The following is a 24,141-nucleotide window of genomic DNA, read 5'->3' on the forward strand; positions in this document are numbered from 1 at the left end:
TAAGGAGCGACTTGAGTATTAAAAAAAAAATAACAATTGCCGGGGCCGGCGTTCTGGTGTGCATAGGAGTTCTGATGGCCGGCATTTACGGATACAGCCGCACGGATCATGCCCGGAATCTGGTGGTGGATCAGATCAATGCCCGGATTCCCGGCACGATATCCGCCGGACAGATAAAGGTATTGGTCGACGGCGCATTGATACGGCTGGAAGATATCCGGCTGAGAGATTCCCAGGGAAATTTGTGTCTGGTATTTGATTCACTGGATCTTCAGATCCGCTGGCGCGCATTGTTTGACAAGGTGTTGGAGGTCAGGCATTTTCAGATTGATGGGCTTCACCTGGATCTGGTTTCAGATGGGGCCGGCGGGTTGAATATTCTGGATGCCCTTGGGGCCGGAGAAGACACCCCGGATGCGGTTCCCGAAACAAAGACGTCCGGGGCGGCCCTGCCGTTGAACGTGCAAATCAAAAATGCACAGATCACCCGCAGTGCCGTGTCATTTTCAGATCCTGTGAACACGGTTGCCTTGGGGTCGCTGGAAATAGCCGTGACGGATGTGGATTTACATCGTATGTCCGGGGCAGTGACCCTGAAGGTAAGGGATATGGGTTATTCCGGCGCCGGAAAAACCATGGATGCCAGATCTTTAACTGTTACCGCTTCAGTGGAGGAAAAAAAATCAGGCCGATTTCACATGGACCTGGATTCAGCCATCGGAGTGCTGACCGCATCCGGTTCTGTCAAAGATCTGTTTGATCATCCGCAAATTGATCTGACAGCCGATCTGACAACCGACCTGGCTGCCGTTTCTCAAATATCCCCGGACATCCCTGATCTGGGCGGGAATGTCCATGTGTCAGTGGCCGGAAAAGGATCTGTCAACGATCCGGCCGTTCAGGTTCGGATCAAAGGGCAGCAGCTCGCCATGGCCCCGGATATAAAGGATGGCAGCCTGGATATTGCCATGAATCTGGCCAACCGGGTCCTGCACCTTGAACAGGGGCGGGCCGACCTGCTGGGAATCCAGGCAGCATTTTCCGGATCAACGAATCTGTCCCAGGTGTTCCCGGATGGATTTCTGGGTCCGGCCCAGGATTTCGAGCAATTGAATTATGCCTTGTCATTCAACCAGACAGAAGGGGATTTTCAGCACCTGGCCCCATGGGTTCCCGGGTTTTCAGGCAAATTTTCATCCCGGGGCCAAATCCAGGGCCGGGGTATTTCCGTGGATACCCTGGCGGCCGGGTATGAGCTGACTGCCGTTTTCAAAGGATTGAAACAGGATGAGTCGGAAATCGATCCTCTGGATCTGGATATTGAGGTGGCCGGAGATATGGACAGCCAGCTGCTGACCCTGGATCAATTGTCTGTGGATACCCGGCCGGCCCAGGTGCTGGCATCTGGAAAATATCATCTGGCAGACCAGATATTGGACGTGTCCCTTACCGTGTCTTCAGATGATCTGCATGCGGTCACCCAGACGTTTGGGCTGTCTCCGGCCAAAGGCCGGGTGAAAGCGGCCGTTCAGGCCACCGGCTCCATAAGCGGGCCGGATATCAGTGTTACCCTGGCCGGCCGGGAGTTGGCAGCGGCCGGTATTCTTGTGAATCAGGTGGATCTCACGGGGAACCTGGATTCAAAAGGACGGGCGACGCTCACGGATTTCACGGTTCAGGGTCCGGGCCTGGATCTGGCTGTGTCAGGGGATGCCGATCTGTTTGATACCGGATTTGCGCTTAAAAAAAGAATCCGGGCCTCCTTGAAAACCATGGGAAATATTCTGCCGGAAACCCTGCTGGCCCGGTCAGACCTGGATGTGGATCCGCAGTTTCTGGATACCCATGTGGCATTTGATCTGAAAAGCCATGTGGACTATGACATGGGCACCGCAGTTGCCATTGCTGGGGTCAAAGAGATCACGATTCCCCGGCAGAACCTGGAAGCGATGGTCGATCTGAATAATCATCGGTTTTCCCTGTTTCTGGAAAATCTGGCTGACATTTCCGGTGTGCTGGATATGAAAAAATCGGCATATACCTTGGATATTGATTTCAAGGCCGGGGATTTCAGTTCGTTGCTGACAGCTGTGGGCATCACCGGTGTCAGCGGCGGCGTGGAAGGCTGGGTCCGGTCCGGGGGCACCCTGCCCGGGGATGTGACCGCACCCCTTGAAACCCATTTGGCTGCGGCCAAAGGGGGGATCACCATTAAAGCGGATATATCGGGTATGGCTGATCAGCCGGATGTCAATGCACTCATAAGCCTGACAGACCTGTCCTGGCATCCGGAATCCTTGGTGCCTGAAATTTCAGATCTGAACGGACGGTTGTCTTTCAAGGATGTGCACCTGGATCTTTTGCATACCCATGCAGCCGATTCCAATGATGCGTCAACCGCAGAATCCGGGGGGATGATTCCGGTCAAAACCGTTCAGGCGGATCTGGGGTTGAACCGGTTGGATGAAAAAGGCCTGGATTTGCAGTTGACCCTGGACCAGAGCATTCATCTGGGCGCATCATTCAATCCGGAAACTTCGGCCTTTGATGTCACAGCGACATTTTCTGCCACACGGCTGGACCCGTTTGTCACTGCGGCGGGAATTTTCGGTATCACAGGACATGTTGACGGACAGATCGAATCCAAAGGGCGGATAAATATGGACCTGCCGCCGCAGATTACAGAACAACTGAAACCGGCCGCCGGTTCCCTGCAACTGGATGCCGATGTGGCCGGATCATTTCATGATCCACAGATCAATGCCGGAATCGTTTTGGACAAATTGTATTATCCGGTTCCGGAAGCCGGCCTGACGGTATCGAATTTCAATGGAATGGTGACGCTGTCCAATGATCAATTAAAAATTGAGTCTATGTCAGCAAAGCTTGGCCAGGGAACCCTGGATATATCCGGGGACCTGGGGCTGGAAAATTTTATGCCGGTAACCGGCCAGGCAAGGGTCCGGGCTTACCATGTGGCCGTATCCATTGAAGATACTCTGGATGCGGCATTTAACACGGATCTGACATTTTCCGGCACCCGGGAGAACTCCCGGGTGACCGGTTCTGTGCAATTGATTCACGGCGAATTTTACAAAGATTTTGATTTTGATCTGGCCGAGGCCCTGGAAAGCCGGAAAATGGGCAGTGCCGGGCCGGTTGACATGTCCTCGAAACCCGGCGGTGAGCCTTCTTTTTTTGAAAAAACGACCCTGGACATTGACGTGAATTATAAAGATCCGTTTATACTGGACAACAATCTGGCCTTTATCATGGTGGCGCCGGACCTGAAAATTACCGGTACCGTTCGTCAGCCCGTGCTCACGGGAAGGGCCGATATTGCGGAAGGAACTGTGGTCTATCATAAGCGCCAGTTCGAAATTGAAAAAGGAATCATCGATTTTGTGGATCCATTCAGAATCGATCCGAAAATCACCCTTCAGGCCAGCACAGCCATTCGCAAATGGGTCATTTATATGGATGTCAGCGGGAAAATGGACAACTTCAGGTTTAAATTATATGCCGATCCTGCAGAAACCCATGAAGATATCCTGTCATTGCTGATCATCGGCAAGACCACACAGGAACTGGGTCAGGGCGGTGGATCCTATACCGGTATTCTGGCGGACAAGGCATCGGAAATGATCGGCAAGGAAGTGTCATCATCCACCCCCCTGGATACATTCAAGCTCGGGTATGACGAATCGGACGGGCAGGGGGGCAATGTCAGTGTCACCATGGGCAAGAAATTGTCGGAACGGCTGGAGGTGATTTATTCCATGGAAACCGAAGACCAGGAAACCGTTCATACCAATTCAGCGGAATATAAAATGCTGGAAAATGTCATACTCAGGGCTTTTAACGATTCACAAGGGGATTTTGGAACCGAAATCACCCTGAAACTGGAGTTCAGATAGATCAGATGAAATCATTAAAAACCATGGATAAAATAAGACAATGTGTAATGACCGTCAGTCGGGTGATGCTGTGTTTATGGTTGATCCCGGCAATGACCGGGTGGATCGCTTCAGTCCAGGCTGAAACAACCCACCCGGTCATTGAAAAAATTGATGTGGACATCCAGGGCGGGACCCGGGAACGGCAGGCGAAATTGCTCTCCATGGCCGTCCAAATGATTCAGTTGCAACCCGGAGACCCGTTGGATGCCGAAGCCTTGAACACCACGCTTTCACTCTTGAAACAGTCCGGGCAGTTCAGCGCCATTCACGTACCGGATCCGGACCTGGATGCAAAATCCATTTCCCTGATTTTTCAGTTGACTCCCGTGGCGCAGGTGAAACGCATCCAGGTGACCGGGGCGTTTCCTGTTTTCAGTCAGTCCATTGTCCGGGCCACGGATTACAGGGTCGGAGGGCCGTTTTTTGAGGATCAGGTAAAGAAAAATATCCAGGCCGTGGAATCTGTGATGAAGGAAAAAGGGTATGTGGATGCCCAGGTTCATATTCGCACGGAAACAGCGGGACATCTGGAAAAAAACGTATTCATTGACGTGGAAAAAAATGTGCCCCTCAGAACCGTTGACATTGAGATCAAAGGGAACCGGACATTTTCCGATACCCGGTTGAAAATGCGCATGAAATCCTATCAACTGCCGTTGTTTTTCTGGAGCAAAGGCAGCAAAACTGTTTCGTCCGAAGTGGCGGCGGATGTCAAAGAGTTGCTGTCGTTTTACCGGAAAAAAGGATTTGTGGATGCCACGGTGACCTCTGACCTGCACACGGACATGGAACAAAAAATCAGCCGATTGACGATTCACATCGATGAAGGGCCGAAATACCGGGTGTCTTTTTCCGGAAACAAGGAATTCAGCGACCGGACCCTGAAAAAGGATCTGACTATCTGGTCAAAGGGAAACCGAAATGATTTCGGGCTTAAACGCAGCATCAAAGCAATCCGGGAGCGGTATGAAAAAGCCGGTTACAGGGATTGTGAAGTGGATTTCACGGCGAAAAGCGGGACGCAAGACCAGAAACGGGTGCGGGATATAGAGATCGTGATCCATGAAAACACCCGGTATCTGGTGGACACCACCATGATCAAAGGGGTGAATGCGTTGGATGAAAAATCCCTGTCCTCCCATCTCAATACCCGGGAAAAAAGCCTGTTCTATGACGGGCCGCTGGTTGAAAACATGCCGGAGTCGGATCGTCAGACCCTGGAAAATATTTATAACAGCCAGGGATTTGAAGATACCCGGGTCACTGCGGATGTGACCTGGAAAGAACAGGAGGATAAAAACCGGCACCTTGCGGATGTGGTGTTTGATGTGACGGAAGGATATCGCAAACAGGTCACAAAGGTGGTTTTTGAGGGGATGCCAAAAGACATCGACCCGGCCGTGTTTCACCAGACCATCAAAACCCGGGAAAATGAATTTTATCTGCCCTCCCGGGTGGATGAGGACCGGATCGAGATCCTTTCTCTTTTAGGGGAGCGCGGGTATATTTATGCGGAAGTCACCCCCCGGGTTGTAGCCGACGGCAAAGACTGCAAAGTGGTTTTCCAGGTGACACCCGATCAGATGGCCACCGTGGGCGGGGTCTGGGTGTTCGGTAATTTTGATACCAAAGAGGAGGTCATCCTCCGGCACAATACCCTGGAACAAGGGGACCCTGTCTCTCTGGATGGATTTTTGACCCTGCAAAACGATGTCAGGGATCTTCAGTGCCTGGAACGGGTAAATTTCAAAACCATCGGGGTTCAGGAAAAACTGGATCAGGTTTTTTTCACAGCACAAGTGGAAGAAAAAAATCCGTATTTTCTGGAAACCAGCCTCGGGTATGATACGTCCAAAGATGCATATCTTGCCGTGTCCGCCGGTGACCGCAACTGGCTGGGAACCAACCGCAGGCTTTATCTGAATGCTGAAGTGTCCGGCATTGGATATGATGCCGTTCTGGGTGTCACGGATTATGATTTTCTTGCCCGGCGGGTGTACTCGGATGCCAATATCTATATGTCTGAAGAAGAACTCAAAAATCAGAATTTCGGTACCCGAAAATATGGATCTTCCCTGATGTTTGAAAAATCCGTGACCCAACACCTGACCCTGGGAACCCGTTTCGGTCTGGAGTCCAGAGAACAGTATCCCACCGGAAACAACACGGGCACGGATCCCGAAATTTATGCGGCCCGGGGGATTCTTTCCGCCACCCCTTTTGTGACCTGGTCTTCCGTGGATTCTTTTGCCCGGCCCACCCGGGGATTTTATTTCAACGCCTCTGCCGGGTACACCCGGGATATGTTTGAGGACCTGGACAATTTCATGAAATACCAGGCAAACGCCAAATATTATTATCAGCCTTTTTCCCGGCTGGTTCTGGCATTTCAGGCCATGTACGGCACATTGCAGAATTTTTCTTCGGACGCACTTTTGCCTGATGATCAGTTGTTTTTTCTGGGGGGGATCTCAGATGTCCGGGGGGTGGGTGAAAATGAACTCGTCGTGGATGCATTCGGAGATCCTGTGGGGGGAAAAACCCAGATAGCCGGTTCCATCGAGGCCCGGATCGATCTGGGGGGGGGCCTGGAGCTGCCGATTTTTGTGGATGCCGGCACGTTGCAGGACACCCCGAGAGCCGGTCGTAATGAAGGGGTTAAATATACCATCGGATCCGGGTTGAGGTATATGACACCCGTGGGTCCGGTGGGGCTGCTGTACGGGTACCGGTTGAATCCTGAAACGGGTGAAGATTCCGGTCGTCTGCATTTTTCCATCGGATACACATTCTAATATCAAAAAAAGGCTGCATCATCCATAGAATCCGATGATGCAGCCTTTTTGCAAAAAGACGTCACGTCAATACATGAGGTTGGGCAAAAACATGATGATCTGTGGGAAAATAATCAGGATCAACACCCCCACGATAACTGCGATGAGAAAGGGGAAAATGCCTTTGAAAATTTTTTCCAGGGGCACCCCTTGATCCAGTACATTTTTCGCCACCCCATAGACCACATATACATTGATGCCCACCGGGGGAGTGATCACCCCCATTTCCGTGACCATGACGATGATGATGCCAAACCAGATGGGATCATATCCCAGTTCCATCACCACGGGAAAGAAAATGGGAACGGTCAGGGTGACAAAAGCCAAGGCATCCATGAAACAGCCGCCGAAAAAATAAATCAGCAAAATCACGCCCAGAACCAGTACCGGCGAGATCGCCAGACCTGATACCCATCCGGCAATTTCAAAGGGGATGCGTGTGACGGCCAGAAATTTGCCGAAAATCACGGCCCCGGCAATGAGCATGAGCACCATGCAGGAGGTCCGCAGCGTTTCCATCAAAGATTTGACAAACCCCTGCCAGGTGATCTGGCGCCGGATCACCGCAATGAGCAGTACGCCGAATGCACCGATGGCGGCTGCTTCCGTGGGTGTGAACAGCCCGATGAATATGCCGCCGATGACCAGAACGAAAACAATCAGGGTTTCGATCAATCCCAGCAGGGATCTCATTTTTTGAGGCCAGGAAAAGCGCTCGCCTTTAGGGCCCTGTTCCGGTGAGATACGACAGCGGATGTAGATGCACAGGATGAACAAGAGTGTCACCAGCAGGGCGGGAAAGATGCCGGCCACAAACAAAGCCCCGATGGATTGTTCCGTGAGAATGCCGTAAATAATCAGCACCACGGACGGGGGCATGATCATGCCGATACCACCGCCGGAGGCCACGCATCCCGTGGCCAGTTCGTCGTTGTAGTTATACCGTTTCATTTCCGGCAGCCCCACGGTGGCCATGGTGGCGGCAGTGGCCGGACTGGAGCCACAAACCGCCCCAAATGCCGTACATGCCGTCACGGTGGCCATGGCAAGCCCTCCCCGGATATTGCCAAGGAATCTGTAACCCGCATTATAGAGCCGCTTGCTGATACCGGAGTTGAACCCCAGCTGCCCCATGAGAATGAACAGCGGGATGGTGGTCAGATCATAGGAATCAAAGGTTTCATAAATATTTCTGGACAACAGGACCAGACCGGCATCCGTGCTGATCACGATGGAAAATCCCACAAAGCCCACGGTGGCCATGACAAAGGCCACGGGCATCCGTGTCAGAAACATCAAAATCATGATCAGAATACCGGTAATGCCAATAAGTGTCGGGCTCATTTCTCACTCAACTTTCGTAATTTTTGGATGTCTTGAAAAATCATTTCCACAATGGTCACGGTAAATACGAGCAGAGCGAAAGACAGCAGATACACAATATAGTAGATGGGAAATTCCAGATTCATGGAAACCTCACCGGTTTGAGATATGTCTTCCGCGTAAAGAAACATCTGCCAGGTGATCAGAATAAACAGGATCAGTGTCAGGGTCCGGGTAAAGATATCGATCCAGATCTGGGGTTTGTCCGGGAGCAGCCGGACCAGGATTTCCACCCCCACATGGCCATCCATTTTGTACGTATAGGGCAGGGCGGCAGCCACGACAATGGTTGCCAGAAATCCCACCAGCTCGACGGAACCGAAAATCGGCATTTTGAAAAATCGACCGATGACATCTACCACCGTCAGCATCATCATGGCAGTGAGGGCGACGGCGCCGATCAGTTTCAGCAAATCGGAAAATTTGTTCAACGCCTGGGATAAAACATGCATAATCAATCCTGTTTTTGAGGTAATCGGTTTTATTGTCAGGTGTGTCAGGCATCAGGCAGCCCGGCGGAAAACCACCCGACCGGGCTGTCAGTCATGCTGCCGGACATATCGAAACCGGCCGGCCTGTTATAGATTGGCTTTGATATAGTCTACAATCGCCTGTCCATCGATTCCTTTTTCTGAGACGCTTTTGACGTATTCATCAATGACGCTGGTGGCCTGGTCTGCCCATTTTTTTGATTCCGCATCCGACTGGGAGATGACTTCGCCGCCTTTTTCCTTGAAGAATTCCATCCCGAGTTCATCTGCTTTATCCCATGCCTGGCCGTGTTTCAGGGCGAATTCCGCATTGATGGCCCGGATGGTATCCTGCTGTTTTTCGGTCAGACCGGCCCATTTATTCTTGTTCATGAATACCGCAAAAGTGGTGGTGTATGCCGTGGAGAAGTTCTGGGTCATATAGTTGACCACTTCACCGAGCTTCCATCCGTTGTTGGCTTCCACCGGGTGCATGGATCCATCCACCACGCCTTTTTGCAGCATCTGATAGGTTTCTCCCATGGATTTTCCCACGGGTGATCCGCCCAGAGCCGCCACAACATTACCGCTGGTGCCCGTGCCCCTGATTTTCAGACCGTTGAGATCGTCCAGGCTTTCCACAGCCTTGTCCCTTGTGTGGAGGATGCCGGGTCCATGGGCATGGAGAAACATCAGTGCCGTGTCATTGAACTCTTCAGGGTTGAATTTTTCCAATACGCCGTTGGCCACATTGGTGGCCTGCACGCCGGATGTGTACCCCATGGGCAGGTCAATGGCCGATGCAACAGGAAAACGTCCCCTGGAATAGGCCAGAACCGTCATGCCGATATCGGCGATACCCTGGACCACCCCGTCGTAGGTCTGGGGGGCCTTGGTCAAGGTGCCGGCCGGAAAATAGTTGATGGTGATCTCACCGTTGGTGCGGGATTCCACTTCTTTGATCCATGCTTCAGCCAGCTGGCTTTGAATATGGGTGGGGGGAAAGAAATTGGAATAAGTGAGTTGGGTTTTGGCTGTTGCGTTCAATGTAAAAAACGTGCAAAAGCAAAAAACAAGCAATGCAGGGATTGTAAACCTTTTCATCGTGTTGACCTCCTGAAAAATGGGTTCTGAAAAAGGAAATATAATAAGCGATATGCGGGGGAAGCGGTCACCTCCTTTCATTTTGAAATTTAGTGTTACAATGTAACTATAATTAAGCTGAATACTGACACTATATTTAAAGATGTGAAACCCTGTCAAGAAAAAAATATGGTTTGAAATAGAAAAACCCGGAATATTTGGTTGATATGTCAACTACCTTGAATTCGTGCGCTATCTCCATTGGCAGTGCTGAGTTTGTCCCGGGTTTTTTTTGATCTGATCCGGAAATCAAAAAAAAACTTGACATAGCTGTATTGTATCTATTATGTATCTAATAAATAGCTGAGATGGTGAGGTGTCGGGAAAAAGGAGATCCGGACCGATTTTACCCGGCCCCGGCCCAATAAACCGGGTGTGGATTTTTTCTTGACAGGTAGTTACAATGTAGCGTAATCATGGTTACATTGTATGAGTTATATGCAAAAATGCTGGAATCGAGTGTGGCACTCGGATAAAAATAAGGATGTCAGGGATTTAAGGTGACAAGGTATTTCAGGTAAAAGTTAACAAGGGGAATAACATGAGGTACGCAGAAACAGGGTTCAATTTAGAGGTTGATCTTACCCGGGGGAACATCGAAAAGGTGGCAACCGACCCCAGGGATACAGCACTCTATCTGGGGGGGCTGGGAACAAATGCCAAGATTTTATGGGACCGGGTGGGTCCGGAAGTGACCCCCTTTTCTCCGGAAAACCTGTTGATCTTCAGTGCCGGCCTGCTTTGCGGCACACCTGCCACGGGCTGCAACCGGACGATTTTGTCCACTATTTCCCCCCAGACGGAATTGATGGCGTTTTCCATGATGGGCGGATTCTGGGCCCCGGAACTTAAATATGCCGGATATGACAAAGTGGTTTTGCGGGGTAAGTCTGAAAAACTGGTGTATCTGTGGATTCACAATGATACCGTGGAAATCCGGGATGCATCGCACCTGGCCGGCAAAGGGTCTGTGGAAACGGCTGAGATGATCCGTCAGGAACTCAAACAGCCCAAAGCCCAGGTGGCGGCCATCGGCCTGGCCGGTGAAAACAGGGTGTATTATGCTTCCGTGGAACAGGGCCGGTCCTCGGCCAGCCGCGGCGGCATCGGTGCGGTCATGGGGGACAAGCGGGTCAAAGCCATTGCCGTGCGGGGTACCAAAGACATCAACCTGGCAAAACCCGAAGAATTTATCACGTTGTGCAACGATGTACTGGCCTATATCAAACACCGGGAGGACAATCCCATTAAAGGCGTGATGACGATTCTCCAGGGTTTGGGATCTCCCCAGGAGATGAAAGTGCATGACGAAAAATGGCACACGGAGAATTTCATGTGGGGCAACTCCCGGACCCGGCGCAAAGGGTTCTGGAACGAGGAGATCGAAAAAGCATGGACCGACACCCTGGAAGGGTCCCGGACCCGGCTCATCTCCTGTTTCAACTGTCCCATGAAATGCGGGGCCACCATCTCCATGCCCGGTGTGCCCACCTATATGATGAAATGCTTTACCAAACTGACCTATACCATGGCGGCGTATTCCGATCTGGACTTTGGTCTCAGGATCGCCCAGAAAGCCACGGAATACGGTCTGGACGGGTTTTCCACCCCCCAGGTCATGGCCTTTGCCCTGGAACTGCTGGAAGCCGGGATTTTAAAACCCGATGATTTTCCGGGCCTGCCGGAATCAAACGAGGACCGGTTTTTCTATCTGCTGGACATGATCGTGAACCGGGAAGGCATCGGCGATGTCCTGGCCAAGGGAACCTACTGGGCGGCCAAAGAGATCGGCAACGGGGCTGAAGAATATGCCCACAACACCATCAAAAAGCATGAACAGCTGCCCTTGAAACTGTCCATGCTCAACCCCATCTATTTTTTGATGTATTCCGTGGGGGAAAAGATCAATATCACCCAGATCGAGGGTCAGTTTCCCCAGGCACCTTTTCCCAAGCGTGAACACAGAGAAAAATTCTGTGAAGACTGGATTCAGGTTCCCCACGAAAAATTCAAACAGTATTTTATTGACTGGGAACTGCGGGGAGAAAATTCCATCCCCTATTATCCCACCGTGGAGATGACCTGTGACATTGTGGAATGGCAGGAGATGATGCATTACATCGATGATGCGCTGGGCCAGTGTGCCGGTTTGTCCTCTTTTCCGCTCAAGCCCCCTTACCATATTCATAATTATCCCAAATTCATCTCTGCCGGAGCCGGTATCGACATGGACGAAGAAACGCTCTCCGATGCAGCCAAACGTTACCGGACCCTGGTACGGGCCGTGAATATCCGGCGGGGCATGAGACGAGAAGATGACAGACCGCCTGAGAATCACTGGAAAAAAAGGTTCCCTGAACTGGAAGAAAAACTGCTGGATGGCTATTACCAGTTGAAAGGCTGGAACAAGGAAGGCATTCCCGCCAAAGAGGCCCTGGAAAAAATGGGGTTAGGCTATGTGGCTGAAGATTTTATCCAGCGGGGCATCCTTACTGAAGATGAAACCGCAGATGTGCAGACAGAAACACAGACCCAATAGCGTGGAGGGCTCAGATCGTGGCTGGTAAAACAAAAGAAAAGAAAATCGTAAAAACCATAAAGATCGACGTGGACAAGTGCAATGGGTGCCGGGCCTGTGAAGTGATCTGCTCCGCGTTTCATGCATCCCCTAAGTACAGTTCGAATAACCCGGCCAGGTCCCGGATTAGGATCATCCGAGAACCGCTGCGGGATATTTATGTGCCCGTGTATGCCGGGGAATATACCATGGCGGAATGTGCGGGCCGGGACAAATACACCATCGACGGCAAGGAATATGACGAATGCTCCTTTTGCCGGGCCTCCTGTCCGTCCAGGGAAGAGTTCAAGGAGCCGGATTCCGGTCTGCCGCTGAAATGTGATATGTGTGAAGGCGAAGATGAGCCGTTATGTGTCAAGTGGTGCCTGGTGGATGCGTTGACCCTGGAAGAGCGGGAAGAAGAGGTGGAAGAGCAGGAGGAGATGGAAGACCTGGAACTGGGTCTGGAATCTCTGGCGGACAAATTCGGCATACAGACGATGATGGACACCCTGGCCCGCATGTCCAAAGATGACAAAAGCAAATAAAAGGACACACCCATGGAGACCTTAGCGCCTTTTTTAGAAGTAATCGACGAGATAAAGGAAGCCGGAGGGGACCCGTTCCAGCTGTGCTTCCAGTGTGGGCTGTGCGACACGGTGTGCCCGTGGAACCGGGTCCGGGATTTCAGCATGCGAAGGCTGGTGAGAGAAGCCGCTTTCGGATTGACGGAAATCGAAGGCGAGGATATCTGGCGGTGCACCACCTGCGGCCGGTGTCCGTCCCAGTGCCCGAGAGGACTGGGTCAGATCGAGGTGAGCCAGGCCCTGCGCCGGGTGGCCACGGAATATGAGGTATTTCCCGCGTCCGTCAAATCCGCCCGAAGCGCCCGGGCCAGTGTGATTTCCGAGGGCAATCCGATCCAGGGGGAACGGGCGTCCCGGGGAGACTGGGCCAAAGATCTGGATGTCAAGTCCTTTGAACCGGACATGGAGATCCTGTATTTTGTGGGCTGTTATTTTTCCTATGACCCGCGCATGAAAAAAGTGGCCCGGGCCACGGCCAATATTTTGAATAAGGCCGGCGTGGATTTCGGGATTCTGGCGGACAAGGAAAACTGCTGCGGAGAAAGTATCCGCAAGATCGGCAGTGAAAACGTGTTCATTGATCTGGCCAAAACCAACATCAAGACCTTTATCGATGCGGGCGTTAAAAAGATCCTGGTGTCTTCCCCGCACTGCTACCATACCTTTAAAAACGAGTACCCCGAATTCATGGTGAACTTCGAGGTGATTCACATGTCCGAGTATCTGCTGGACCTGATCAATGCCGGGCGCTTGACCCTGACCAAAGAGATGAATGAGATCGTGACCTACCATGATCCCTGTTACCTGGGTCGGCACAACAATATTTATGATGCCCCCCGGCTGCTTCTGGAAAAGGTGAAGGGGCTCACTTTGCTGGAAATGGTGGATCACGGGAAAAACAGCCTGTGCTGCGGCGGCGGCGGCGGCCGGATCTGGATGGACACGCCCCAGTCCGAGCGATTTTCCGACATCCGGCTGAAACAGGCCACGGATGTGGGGGCCAAAGTTTTGGTGACTTCATGTCCCTACTGTATCACCAATTTTGAGGAAAGCCGCCTGAATCTGGAATACGAAGATGTCCTGGACATCAAGGATATTACAGAAATCATCAATGACATGCTTTAAAAGGACCGGGTTGAAGCCGGGTGGTTATATGAAAGTGTTAAGTTTTAAGTCAGAGGCTGTAGATGCTTTCATTATTTGTTGTGGTCTCTCAGGCCATGATTGTTATAAAAAGTATGTAATGACGAGATGAGGAGATAAAAAGTGGTAAATGACATACTCCCAATAGATAAAATGCAGCTGTTTTCCGACAGCGTTGCCGGCAGAGATTTCGGAGATGTGATGGTGGTGGGCGGCGGCGTCAGCGGCATTCAGGCCTCTTTAGACCTGGCCACTGCCGGATTCCGGGTCTATCTGGTGGAAAAAAATCCCAGTATCGGCGGACACATGTCCCAGCTGGACAAGACCTTTCCCACCAACGACTGCTCCATGTGAATACTTTCACCCAAACTGGTCGAGGTCGGCCGGCATCCCAACATTGAAGTACTCACATTTACGGAAGTGGAAACCATCGAGGGCGAGAAAGGGGACTTTCAGGTCACTTTAAAAACCCGCCCCAGATACATTATCGAAGAAAAATGCACCGGGTGCACCACCTGCATGGAATACTGCCCTGTGGAATATCCGGATGCGTTCAACCAGGGAATTTCCAACAACAAGGCCGTGCATGTCTATTTTTCACAAGCCATCCCCCTGGTGGCTTATATAGACGACTCCTGCCTGTACCTGTCAGAGAAAAAGTGCGATATCTGCCGGGGGGTGTGCCAGACCGGGGCCATTGATTTCCGCCAGAAACCCACCCGGGCAAGGATCAATGTGGGGGCGGTGATTCTGTCGTCCGGAATTACCCCGTTTGATCCGTCCGCCCGGGAGGAATACGGGTATTCCCAGTATACCAATGTGGTCACCAGCATGGATTACGAACGGCTTTTATCCTCCACGGGTCCTTACGGCGGTGAGGTGCGGCGGGGCAGTGACAAAAAACACCCCAAAAATATCGCCTGGATCCAGTGTGTGGGATCGAGAAGAGTGACGCCGGGAGACAACTCCTATTGTTCCGGGGTGTGCTGCACCTATACCCAGAAACAGATGATCCTGACCAAGGACCATGACCCGGATGCCAAATGCACGGTGTTTCATAATGATATCCGGTCGTTCGGCAAGGATTTTGAGCGGTATTTCCAGCGGGCCGATGATCTGCCCGATACCCGGTTTATCCGAAGTTATGCCTCCGTGGCCGGAGAAAACCCGGAGACCAAGAATATCAAGATTCGATATGCCACGGCCGATCAAGGGGTCAAGGAAGAAGAGTTCGACATGGTGGTGCTGTCCGTGGGATTGAATCCGCCCAAAGCCTACAAGGAGATTGCGGAAAAATTCCAGATCGACATCAATGATCATGGGTTCTGCGACATCGATTCATCCAATCCCGTGCAGACCAGCCGGCCCGGTATTTTTGTGTCCGGCGCGTTCCAGGGACCCACGGATATCCCGGAATCCGTGTTTTCCGCCAGCGGAGCCGGTTCCCGGGTGGGGGAGATGCTGAATTTCCGCCGGGGCAAACTGGCCAGAGAACGGATTTATCCCGAAGAGCGGGATGTGTCAGAAGAAGAACCCAGAATCGGCGTGTTTGTGTGCCATTGCGGGGCTAATATTTCCAGCGTGGTCAATGTACCTTCCACCGTGGAATACGCCAAAACCCTGCCCCATGTGGTGTATGCCCAGGAACAGATTTTTTCGTGTGCCACCAACTCGGCCAGAGAGATCACGGATCTGGCCGTTGAAAAAGGCCTGAACCGGGTGGTGATCGCGGCCTGCTCGCCCCGAACCCTGGGGCCGCTGTTCAGAGATACGTTGCAAGAAGCCGGGCTCAACCAGTATTACCTGGATATGGCCAATATCCGGGAGCACTGCTCCTGGGTCCATTCCAGACAAAAAGAGGAAGCCACCCAGAAAGCCAAAGACATCATGCGCATGTCCGTGGCCCGGGCCGCGCATCTGGAACCTTTGAAAGAATTTGATCTGCCCGTGAACAAGACCGCCCTGGTGGTGGGCGGGGGCATTGCGGGCATGACCTGCGCCCTGTCCATTGCGGCCCAGGGACATACCGTGGAGCTGGTGGAAAAAAGCAAGGATCTGGGCGGCATGGGACGGCGGATTCACGGGACTTTGGAAGGCCTGGAAGTGCAGGCCTATCTGGATGATCTGATTGCCAAAGTGTATAAAAATCCCCATATTCATGTGTCCCATGAGGCCGAGATCAAAGAGGTGGCCGGATACCTGGGCAACTTTACTACCACGGTACAAACCGAGGGCCGCACCAAGGTGATCAAGCACGGGGCCTCCGTGCTGGCCATTGGCGCGGATGTGTACAATCCCACGGAATATCTGTACGGGGAAAATGATGCCGTGTTCACCCATCTGGAGATCGGAGAAGAGATCGCCAAAGGCAATGACACGGTCACGAAGGCACAAAGCCTGGTGATGATCCAGTGCGTGGGCTCCAGAAACGAGACCCACAACTACTGCTCAAGGGTATGTTGCGGCCATGCCGTGAAAAACGCCCTGAAACTCAAGGAAAAGAACCCGGACATGCGTATCTATATCCTGTTCCGGGATATGCGCACCTATGGGTTCAAAGAAGATGCCTATCGAAAAGCCTCGGAACAAGGGGTCCAGTTCATCCGGTATACGCCGGAAGACCCGCCGGAGGTGGAAGCCATCTCCGAGGGCGGCAAAGAGATGATCCGGGTGACTGTGACGGATCCGATTTTAGGGAACCGCCTGGAGCTGGATGCCGACATTCTGTCTCTGGCCGCTGCCGTCAGACCGCCGGCATCCATCCATGACATTGCGGCCAAGTTCAAGGTGACCCTGAGCCCGGATGAGTTTTTCAAGGAAGCCCACGTGAAACTCAAACCTGTGGAATTTGCCGCGGACGGGGTGTTTCTGTGCGGGACGGCCCATTATCCCAAGCATATCCCGGAAACCATCAACCAGGCCTATGGGGCCGCCGGAAGGGTGATCACGCTGTTGTCCAAAGACACGGTGGTGGCATCGGGTTCCGTGGCCAGGGTGAATGAAGACGAATGCGTGTCCTGCGGGGCATGTATCACGGCGTGCACCTACGGGGCCATCCAGTTTCACGATACGCCCAAAGGCAAGAAAGCCATTGTCAATCCGGTCCTGTGCAAGGGCGACGGGCTGTGCAATGCCAAATGTCCCACCAATGCCATCGTGCTCAGGCATTTTACCAATGAGGCGTTGTTCGGGCAGATCGATGCGGCGGTCACAGCGGATCAGATTGCCGCACAGATGGATGCCGCACTGGAAGAGGCATGAATATGAAAAGCCTTTCAAAAAAAGGAGATCCTAACCCATGAGTGCAGGTCAAGAATTTAAGCCGAAACTGCTGGGATTTGTCTGCCACTGGTGAGCATACGGGGCAGCGGACCTGGCTGGAGTTTCCAGACTACAATATGCAAATGAGATGCGGCTGATCCGGGTGATGTGTTCGGGCCGGGTGGACCTGGAGTTCATCTTCAGGGCGTTTTCCAACGGTCACGACGGGGTGTTCATCGGCGGATGCAAACTCGATGAATGCAACTATGTCACCCACGGCAATTACGATGCCTATGCCAACACCTATATCGCCAAACGAATATTGACCCATATCGGGCTCAACCCCGACCGGCTGAGAACCGACTTCATGTCCGGGGCTGACGGCCATCTGCTGGCACAGTATACGGATGAATTCAGCCGGCAGATCACGGAAATAGGCCCTTTGGGATCCAGCGAAGGCCTGGACCCGGACACGGTGAAGTTCAAGCTGAGGGCCGCCAGAAATCTGGTGCCGTTCATCCGCCTGGCGGAAAGAGAAAAACTGCGGGTGCCGCTGAAATCCAAAAAAGCCTATCAGGCGTTTTTCAGCAACCCGGACACGGATGACCTGTTTGACCGGATGCTCACGGACAAACTGGCCGTGAGCCAGATTCTGCTGCTGTTAAAGGAGAAACCGCTGTCCACCGGTGATATCTCCGGGCAGCTGGGGTTGAACCCGTCCGAGGTGTCCCGTCATATGATCACCTCTTCCCGTCACGGTATGGTCAAATATGATACGGCCAGTAATTGTTACGCACTGGCCAGGGCATAACCTAACTTAATTTTGTGGGAAGCATCCGATGGAAATTGAAAAAATAGATCAGATAATCGAGAAGCATCATGGCGAGGCCAGCAATCTGCTCCAGATCATGCTGGACATTCAAAGCGAGAACAACTGGCTTTCCAAACAGGCGCTGGCGCGGGTCAGTGAAAAACTGTCCGTTCCCATGACCCGGATTCAGCATATTGCCACATTTTACAAGGCATTCAGTCTGGTGCCCAAAGGACGGCACAAAGTGCATATCTGTGTGGGCACGGCCTGTCATGTCAGAGGCGCCACCCGGATTCTGGATACGGTGGAGGAAGCCACGGGCATCAAGCCCGGAGAGACGGATCTGGATCTGAAATTCAGCCTGGAGACGGTCAACTGTCTGGGGTGCTGCGCCCTGGGGCCTGTGATGGAAGTGGACGGCAAGGTTCATGGAAAAATGTCACCGGTCAAGGCGTCCAAAGCCTTGAAAACATATGAATAGGGGAAAATTATGGCACGGTTAGAAACGCCGGAAGCGTTGGAAAGTTTTCGGCAGGAGATATTGTCCCGAAGAGATCCTGACAGCCCCTGTGTGTCCATTTGTGCGGGTGCCGGGTGTGTGGCATCGGGTGCGGATGAAGTCATTGCCGCATTTGAAAAGGAGATCGAGGCAAAAGGGTTGTCCGCCACAGTGTCCACCAAAGGAACGGGATGCCCGGGATTCTGTGAACAGGGCCCCGTGGTGGTGATCTATCCCGAAGAGATCTGTTATCTTCAGGTGCAGGCCAAAGATGTGCCCGAGATCGTGGCACAGACCATTGAAAACAAACAGGTGGTGGAACGGTTGTGCTTTAAGGATCCTGCCACAGGGGAGCGGGCCGTCAAAGAATCGGATATTCCGTTCTACCGGTCCCAGCAGCGCACGGTGTTATGCAACAACATCAAAATCGATTCCAAGCGCATTGAAGATTACCTGGCTTTGGGCGGATATGCGGCCCTGGCCAAGGCCCTGGGTCAGATGACCGATCTGGAAGTACTGGAAGAGGTGAAAAAATCCAATATCCGGGGCCGGGGCGGGGCCGGGTTTCCGGCCGGCCGAAAATGGGAAGGCTCCAGAAATGCAAAAGAGCCCATCAAATATGTGATCGTGAATGCGGATGAAGGTGATCCCGGCGCGTTCATGGACCGGGCCCTTCTGGAAGGCAATCCCCATTCCATCCTGGAAGGACTGATTTTAGGCGGATATGCCGTCGGCGCCCATGAAGGCTATTTTTATGTGCGCCAGGAATATCCGCTGGCCGTGAAAAACATTCATCTGGCCATCCAGCAGGCGGAACATTACGGGCTTTTGGGAGAAAATATTCTGGGGTCCGGCTTTGACTTCAAGGTGATCGTGCACCAGGGAGCCGGGGCGTTTGTGTGCGGAGAATCCACGGCCCTGATGACGTCTCTGGAAGGCAAGGCCGGAGAACCCCGGCCCAAGTATGTCCGGTCCAATGTCAAAGGATTGTGGGAACGGCCGTCGGTTTTGAACAACGTGGAAACCTGGGCCAACATCCCCTTGATCATCGACAAAGGAGCGGACTGGTTCACCTCCGTAGGCACGGACAGCTCCAAAGGCACCAAGATCTTTTCCCTGGTGGGAAAAATCACCAACACCGGTCTGGTGGAAGTGCCCATGGGCATGACATTACGGGAAATCATCTATGATATCGGCGGCGGGATCCCCAACAACAAGAAATTCAAGGCCGTTCAGACGGGCGGACCCTCCGGCGGCTGTATCCCGGAACACCTGCTGGACCTGCAGGTGGGGTTTGACGAACTGACCAAGGCCGGGTCCATGATGGGGTCCGGCGGCATGATCGTCATGGACGAAGACACCTGCATGGTGGATGTGGCCAGATATTTCATCGCGTTTCTCACGGATGAATCCTGCGGCAAGTGTGTGCCCTGCAGAGAAGGGCTGCGCCAGATGCATCGGATTTTGACCAATATCACCAAAGGCAAGGGTAAACAAGGCGATATCGAGCTGCTGGAGGAACTGGCGGAAACCGCTGTGGAAGCGTCCTTGTGCGCCCTGGGCAAAAGTGCGCCCAATCCGTTTTTAAGTACGTTGAAATATTTCAGAGAAGAATATGAGGCACATATTAACGACAAAAAATGTCCGGCCCTGGCCTGCAAGGAATTGATCAATTTTTACATTGATCCGGACAGATGCACAGGCTGCGGCACCTGCCGCAAGCAGTGCCCGGCTGATGCCATAAACGGAGACAAGAACCTGATCCATATCATTGATCAGGATAAATGCACCCGGTGCGGCACCTGTTTTGAGGTGTGTCCGCCGAAATTTGCTTCCGTGGTCAAACTCTCAGGTGAACCCGTGCCGGACCCCGTGCCCGAAGAAGCGCGCACCATCCGGAAAAAAACGAAAGAGAAAGGATAGGCCATCATGGGTGACATACAATTTGAAATCGATGGACAGACCGTGACAGCGGTTCCGGGCATGACTGTTCTGGAAGTGGCCCGGAAACACGGGATCTATATCCCCACTTTGTGCCATCATGAAAAACTGGAGCCGTTCGGCGGCTGCCGGCTGTGTATCGTGGAAGTGGAGGACCGGGGCTGGACCAAGTATGTGGTGTCCTGCGTATTCCCGGCAGCCGGCGGCATCATTGTCAGAACCCGGTCTGAAAAAGTGGACCGGCTGCGTAAAACCATTCTTGAGCTGCTCATGGCCCATGCACCGGATGCGCCTCAGTTGGTAGAACTGGCAAAAGTTTACGGGGCAGACCCCAACCGGTATGAAAGCGATCCTTCTTTTTGCATCCACTGCGGCCTGTGCGTGCGGTATTGTGCGGAAGTGGCCCGGAAAAATGCCATCGGATTCGTGGACCGGGGCATCAACAAAGAGATCAGCTTTGTACCGGAAATTGCGGCCCAATACTGCAATGACTGCAAGGAGTGCTTTCCCTTGTGCCCCACCTCCTATCTCCAGGCCGCATTTGTCTATGCCCAGGCCATGACGTTTCCGGGTGCAGGGCATAATTAATAACCAGTTGATTCAAAAATGCGGCAAGTTGTGCAGAATATCAGGATGAAATTACTTTGATTTGATTGTTTAAAACCACGAAGAACACGAAGTATATGAAAAGACTATTTCTTCGTGTTCTTCGTGGTCTTCGTGGTAAGAAAATTCAATAGCGATGAAGGCCTGAAATAGATGGGTGGCCGGCAGGAATGAATGGACCGTGTGTTTCCTGGTGCATAAGCATGGACTTTTTGATGGAAACCAGGTAAAATGAAAAATTATTTTATGACGATAATCCAGGACAAAAGGATCGGAAAAAGGGTGGATATCAAAAAAAGACATACCCAGCAGTTCAGGGTGTTTGAGTGCAATACTGACACCTGCGATCCCATTTCCATGGACCTGATCGGGGAAGAGCCTTTTTTGATCCGCATCGAGGACCACCCCTATTCCGTGGTGATGCGGACCCCGGGCAATGAAATCTGGCATGCGGCCGGGTTCTGTCTGGGGGAGGGCCTGGTGAACCGGCCGGAAGATATCCGGACCATCGGATATGATGTCGACCTGGATCCCAATGTCATCGATATCTGGCTGACAAAAGAGCGCAAAAATAAGATCGGTCATCTGCTCAAGCGAAAAAGCTTTGTCAGCCAGACCAGCTGCGGTATCTGCGGCAAAGAGATGCTCAAAGACATTCAGTCTTCGGTGCAGCCGGCCCCGGACGGATTCAAGCTGTCCCTGGACCGGGCCATGACCTGTATTGCCGCTCTGTCCAAAAATCAGAAATTCTACCAGCGGACCCGGGGGTCCCACGCCGCCCTGCTGTTCGGCCCTGATGGAGAGACCCTGGCGTTTGCCGAAGATGTCGGCCGACACAACGGTCTGGACAAGGCCGTGGGCAAAGCGTTTCTGGATCATACCCTGGCTCGGGCCCGGATTCTGGTTTTGTCATCCCGGATCAGCTATGAACTGGTTCAGAAAGCGGCCCGGGCCCGGATTCCGGTGATTATTTCCAATTCCCGGCCCACGGCCCTGGCAGCGACCATGGGAAAATCATTGAACATGACTCTGGCGTTTCCTGTCGGAGAAGACCAGATCATGGTGGTATGCGGTGAGCACCGTTTTATTCACAACAGCAATTACATGCGGGGAATCTCCTGAAGCCTGGGAGGACTTACCCCCGAATCTGATTTAAATACTGAGGAGGAACCATTGAAAATCTTGACAACTGTGAAAAAAGTCGTTGACGTGGAGTTGAATATCCATGTGGAGAACGGCGCTATTCTGGACAAAGGGTTGCAGTATGTGATCAATGCCTGGGATGAGAATGCCGTGGAAGCCGCGGTTCAGCTCAAGGAATCCCACAAGGCGGACACCACGCTGGTATCTCTGGGCAGTGGGGACAATACGGATATCATTCGAAAATGCTATGCCATGGGCATCGACAATGCCATCCACATCGATGATCCGGCCCTGGCAAAAGCGGATTCTCCCACCTTTGCCAGAGTGCTTCAGAAAGTCTATGAAGCAGGGGACTATGATCTGGTGATCACGGGCAAGCAGGCCCAGGACACGGATGCGGGACAGGCCGGTATCATGCTGGCTCAATTTTTGAACATTCCCTGCGTCAGCAATGTGATCAAGATCGAGGTCACGGATGACTCCCATATCCAGGTATCCCGACTGGGGGATGCAGGCACGGAAATTCTCGATGTGACCCTGCCGGCCGTGATCACGGTGAGCGATGGGATCAATGAACCCCGTCTGCCGGCCATGCGGGGCATCATGATGGCCAAGAAGAAAAAGATCAATGTCATGGACCTGGCCGGGCTGGGGACATCTTTTGAAGACGTGGGGGGGACCGCCCCGACATCCGAGATCGTGGAATTCATGCCCACGGAAAAACGCAAAGGTGGACAGAAATTCGAAGGTGAGCCCGCTGAAGTCACTGCCAAGGTAGTGGATCTGCTGGTGAATGAAGCCAAGGTGTTATAACCCCATATCAATCGTGAAGGATACAGACCATGACAAATATACTTGTAGTTGCAGATATTAAACAGGGGGAGCTCAAAGGGAGCACTGCCGAATTGCTGTCCAAGGCCCGGGCTTTGGGGGCGGATACCGCTGTTGTGGCCGTGGGCGGCCAGGTGAAGGATCTGGCGGATCAGCTGGCCGCCGCCGGATCCGATACCCAGTTTATCGTGGAGGATGCCTCCCTGGAGATTTTTTCCGCCAACCCGTTTGCCGCAGCCGTTGTCAAGGCGGCCAATGAATTCAACGCCGATATGGTGTGGTTTGGATTTTCCGAAACCGGCAAGGCAGCGGCCCCCCGGGTGGCCGTGCAGCTGGAGGCCGCCTGTGCCACGGAAATTATAGACGTGACCATTGACGGGGATGCGGTTCAGATCATTCGTCCCGCCATTGCCAACAAGGTGCTGCAAAAGGTGAAGGTCAACACCCCGAAACTGGTGGCTGTGGTCCGGGCCGGTGCGTTTGAAGCGGACCCGGAAATTGCAGGCAAAGAAAACGTGGTCGCCCTGGATCCCCCGGAAACCGATACCCGTGCCAAAATCAAGGAACTGATTTCCGATGCATCCGGTGAAATCGATCTGACGGATGCGGATATCGTGGTGTCCGTGGGACGCGGTGCCAAGGATCAGACCGGGGTGGATATGGTCAAGGCCCTGGCGGATGATCTGGCTGCCGGATTCGGTTCTTCCCGGGCCATGGTGGATGCCGGGCTGATGGCCCACAACAAGCAGGTGGGTCAGACCGGAAAAATCGTGGCCCCGTCTCTGTACATTGCCGTGGGTATTTCCGGGGCAATTCAGCATCTGGCGGGCATGAACGGGTCCAAGGTGATCCTGGCCGTGAACAAGGACCCGGAAGCGCCGATTTTCAATGTGGCGGATTTTGGGATTGTCGGGGACCTCTTTGATGTGGTACCATTGCTGAAAGAAGAAATCAAAAAAATACGGGCGTAACA

General features: G+C 52.7%; 16 protein-coding genes. 13 read left to right on the top strand and 3 right to left on the bottom strand.

Annotated elements, in window-relative coordinates:
* The first annotated feature begins 11 nt into the window (after positions 1-11).
* Both DPO_RS09490 and DPO_RS09495 read left to right on the top strand, forming a co-directional pair.
* Positions 12-3,917: a translocation/assembly module TamB domain-containing protein gene (locus tag DPO_RS09490; RefSeq protein WP_006965643.1), complete on the top strand. Its 3,906-nt coding sequence runs from the start codon at positions 12-14 to the stop codon at positions 3,915-3,917.
* Positions 3,918-3,922: 5 nt separating this feature from the next.
* Positions 3,923-6,754, top strand: a complete 2,832-nt coding sequence (locus DPO_RS09495) for a BamA/OMP85 family outer membrane protein (RefSeq protein WP_006965645.1) — start codon at positions 3,923-3,925, stop codon at positions 6,752-6,754.
* Between the two features lie 66 nt (positions 6,755-6,820).
* Here DPO_RS09495 and DPO_RS09500 read toward each other — a convergent pair whose 3' ends face one another.
* The 3 genes from DPO_RS09500 to DPO_RS09510 all read right to left on the bottom strand — a co-directional run bounded on the left by DPO_RS09500 (position 6,821) and on the right by DPO_RS09510 (position 9,750).
* Complete coding sequence (locus tag DPO_RS09500) at positions 6,821-8,137, bottom strand: TRAP transporter large permease (RefSeq protein WP_006965646.1); 1,317 nt, start codon at positions 8,135-8,137, stop codon at positions 6,821-6,823.
* Positions 8,134-8,628, bottom strand: a complete 495-nt coding sequence (locus DPO_RS09505; protein WP_006965647.1) for a TRAP transporter small permease — start codon at positions 8,626-8,628, stop codon at positions 8,134-8,136. The genes DPO_RS09500 and DPO_RS09505 overlap by 4 nt, the downstream gene beginning before the upstream one ends.
* Before the next feature lie 126 nt (positions 8,629-8,754).
* Entirely contained in the window at positions 8,755-9,750 is a 996-nt protein-coding gene (locus tag DPO_RS09510; protein WP_006965648.1) for a TRAP transporter substrate-binding protein, read from the bottom strand.
* A gap of 580 nt (positions 9,751-10,330) precedes the next feature.
* On the opposite strand from DPO_RS09510, the gene DPO_RS09515 reads away from it, so the two are divergent.
* From DPO_RS09515 to DPO_RS09570, 11 genes are all read left to right on the top strand, one after another.
* Complete coding sequence (locus DPO_RS09515) at positions 10,331-12,328, top strand: aldehyde ferredoxin oxidoreductase N-terminal domain-containing protein (protein WP_006965649.1); 1,998 nt, start codon at positions 10,331-10,333, stop codon at positions 12,326-12,328.
* A gap of 17 nt (positions 12,329-12,345) precedes the next feature.
* Positions 12,346-12,894, top strand: a complete 549-nt coding sequence (locus DPO_RS09520) for a 4Fe-4S dicluster domain-containing protein (RefSeq protein WP_006965650.1) — start codon at positions 12,346-12,348, stop codon at positions 12,892-12,894.
* Positions 12,895-12,906: 12 nt separating this feature from the next.
* A complete protein-coding gene (locus DPO_RS09525) occupies positions 12,907-14,058 on the top strand; it encodes a (Fe-S)-binding protein (RefSeq protein ID WP_006965651.1) in 1,152 nt (383 codons plus the stop codon).
* 171 nt (positions 14,059-14,229) lie between these two features.
* Positions 14,230-17,337: an FAD-dependent oxidoreductase gene (locus tag DPO_RS26440; RefSeq protein ID WP_152427632.1), complete on the top strand. Its 3,108-nt coding sequence runs from the start codon at positions 14,230-14,232 to the stop codon at positions 17,335-17,337.
* A 37-nt stretch (positions 17,338-17,374) separates the two neighbouring features.
* A complete protein-coding gene (locus DPO_RS09540) occupies positions 17,375-18,148 on the top strand; it encodes a hydrogenase iron-sulfur subunit (protein WP_083912022.1) in 774 nt (257 codons plus the stop codon).
* 28 nt (positions 18,149-18,176) lie between these two features.
* Complete coding sequence (locus tag DPO_RS09545) at positions 18,177-18,629, top strand: complex I 24 kDa subunit family protein (protein ID WP_006965655.1); 453 nt, start codon at positions 18,177-18,179, stop codon at positions 18,627-18,629.
* A 9-nt stretch (positions 18,630-18,638) separates the two neighbouring features.
* Positions 18,639-20,570: an NADH-quinone oxidoreductase subunit NuoF gene (locus tag DPO_RS09550; RefSeq protein ID WP_006965656.1), complete on the top strand. Its 1,932-nt coding sequence runs from the start codon at positions 18,639-18,641 to the stop codon at positions 20,568-20,570.
* A gap of 6 nt (positions 20,571-20,576) precedes the next feature.
* Positions 20,577-21,176 carry a 2Fe-2S iron-sulfur cluster-binding protein gene (locus DPO_RS09555; protein WP_006965657.1) on the top strand — a complete coding sequence of 200 codons (600 nt, stop codon included), beginning with the start codon at positions 20,577-20,579 and terminating at the stop codon, positions 21,174-21,176.
* Between the two features lie 264 nt (positions 21,177-21,440).
* Entirely contained in the window at positions 21,441-22,316 is an 876-nt protein-coding gene (fdhD, locus tag DPO_RS09560) for a formate dehydrogenase accessory sulfurtransferase FdhD (RefSeq protein ID WP_152427619.1), read from the top strand.
* A 51-nt stretch (positions 22,317-22,367) separates the two neighbouring features.
* Positions 22,368-23,150, top strand: a complete 783-nt coding sequence (locus DPO_RS09565; RefSeq protein WP_006965659.1) for an electron transfer flavoprotein subunit beta/FixA family protein — start codon at positions 22,368-22,370, stop codon at positions 23,148-23,150.
* 29 nt (positions 23,151-23,179) lie between these two features.
* Positions 23,180-24,139: an electron transfer flavoprotein subunit alpha/FixB family protein gene (locus tag DPO_RS09570; protein WP_006965660.1), complete on the top strand. Its 960-nt coding sequence runs from the start codon at positions 23,180-23,182 to the stop codon at positions 24,137-24,139.
* Positions 24,140-24,141: the final 2 nt, after the last annotated feature.

It is taken from the genome of Desulfotignum phosphitoxidans DSM 13687 (assembly GCF_000350545.1).
Classification (GTDB): Bacteria; Desulfobacterota; Desulfobacteria; order Desulfobacterales; family Desulfobacteraceae; genus Desulfotignum; species Desulfotignum phosphitoxidans.

Bases quoted from the DNA above. Each gene is read 5' to 3' on its own strand.
- DPO_RS09495 (WP_006965645.1), top strand. From the start codon at position 3,923: ATGAAATCATTAAAAACCATGGATAAAATAAGACAATGTGTAATGACC.
- DPO_RS09500 (WP_006965646.1), bottom strand. From the start codon at position 8,137: ATGAGCCCGACACTTATTGGCATTACCGGTATTCTGATCATGATTTTG.
- DPO_RS09505 (WP_006965647.1), bottom strand. From the start codon at position 8,628: ATGCATGTTTTATCCCAGGCGTTGAACAAATTTTCCGATTTGCTGAAA.
- DPO_RS09510 (WP_006965648.1), bottom strand. From the start codon at position 9,750: ATGAAAAGGTTTACAATCCCTGCATTGCTTGTTTTTTGCTTTTGCACG.
- DPO_RS09515 (WP_006965649.1), top strand. From the start codon at position 10,331: ATGAGGTACGCAGAAACAGGGTTCAATTTAGAGGTTGATCTTACCCGG.
- DPO_RS09525 (WP_006965651.1), top strand. From the start codon at position 12,907: ATGGAGACCTTAGCGCCTTTTTTAGAAGTAATCGACGAGATAAAGGAA.
- DPO_RS09545 (WP_006965655.1), top strand. From the start codon at position 18,177: ATGGAAATTGAAAAAATAGATCAGATAATCGAGAAGCATCATGGCGAG.
- DPO_RS09550 (WP_006965656.1), top strand. From the start codon at position 18,639: ATGGCACGGTTAGAAACGCCGGAAGCGTTGGAAAGTTTTCGGCAGGAG.
- DPO_RS09555 (WP_006965657.1), top strand. From the start codon at position 20,577: ATGGGTGACATACAATTTGAAATCGATGGACAGACCGTGACAGCGGTT.
- fdhD (WP_152427619.1), top strand. From the start codon at position 21,441: ATGACGATAATCCAGGACAAAAGGATCGGAAAAAGGGTGGATATCAAA.
- DPO_RS09570 (WP_006965660.1), top strand. From the start codon at position 23,180: ATGACAAATATACTTGTAGTTGCAGATATTAAACAGGGGGAGCTCAAA.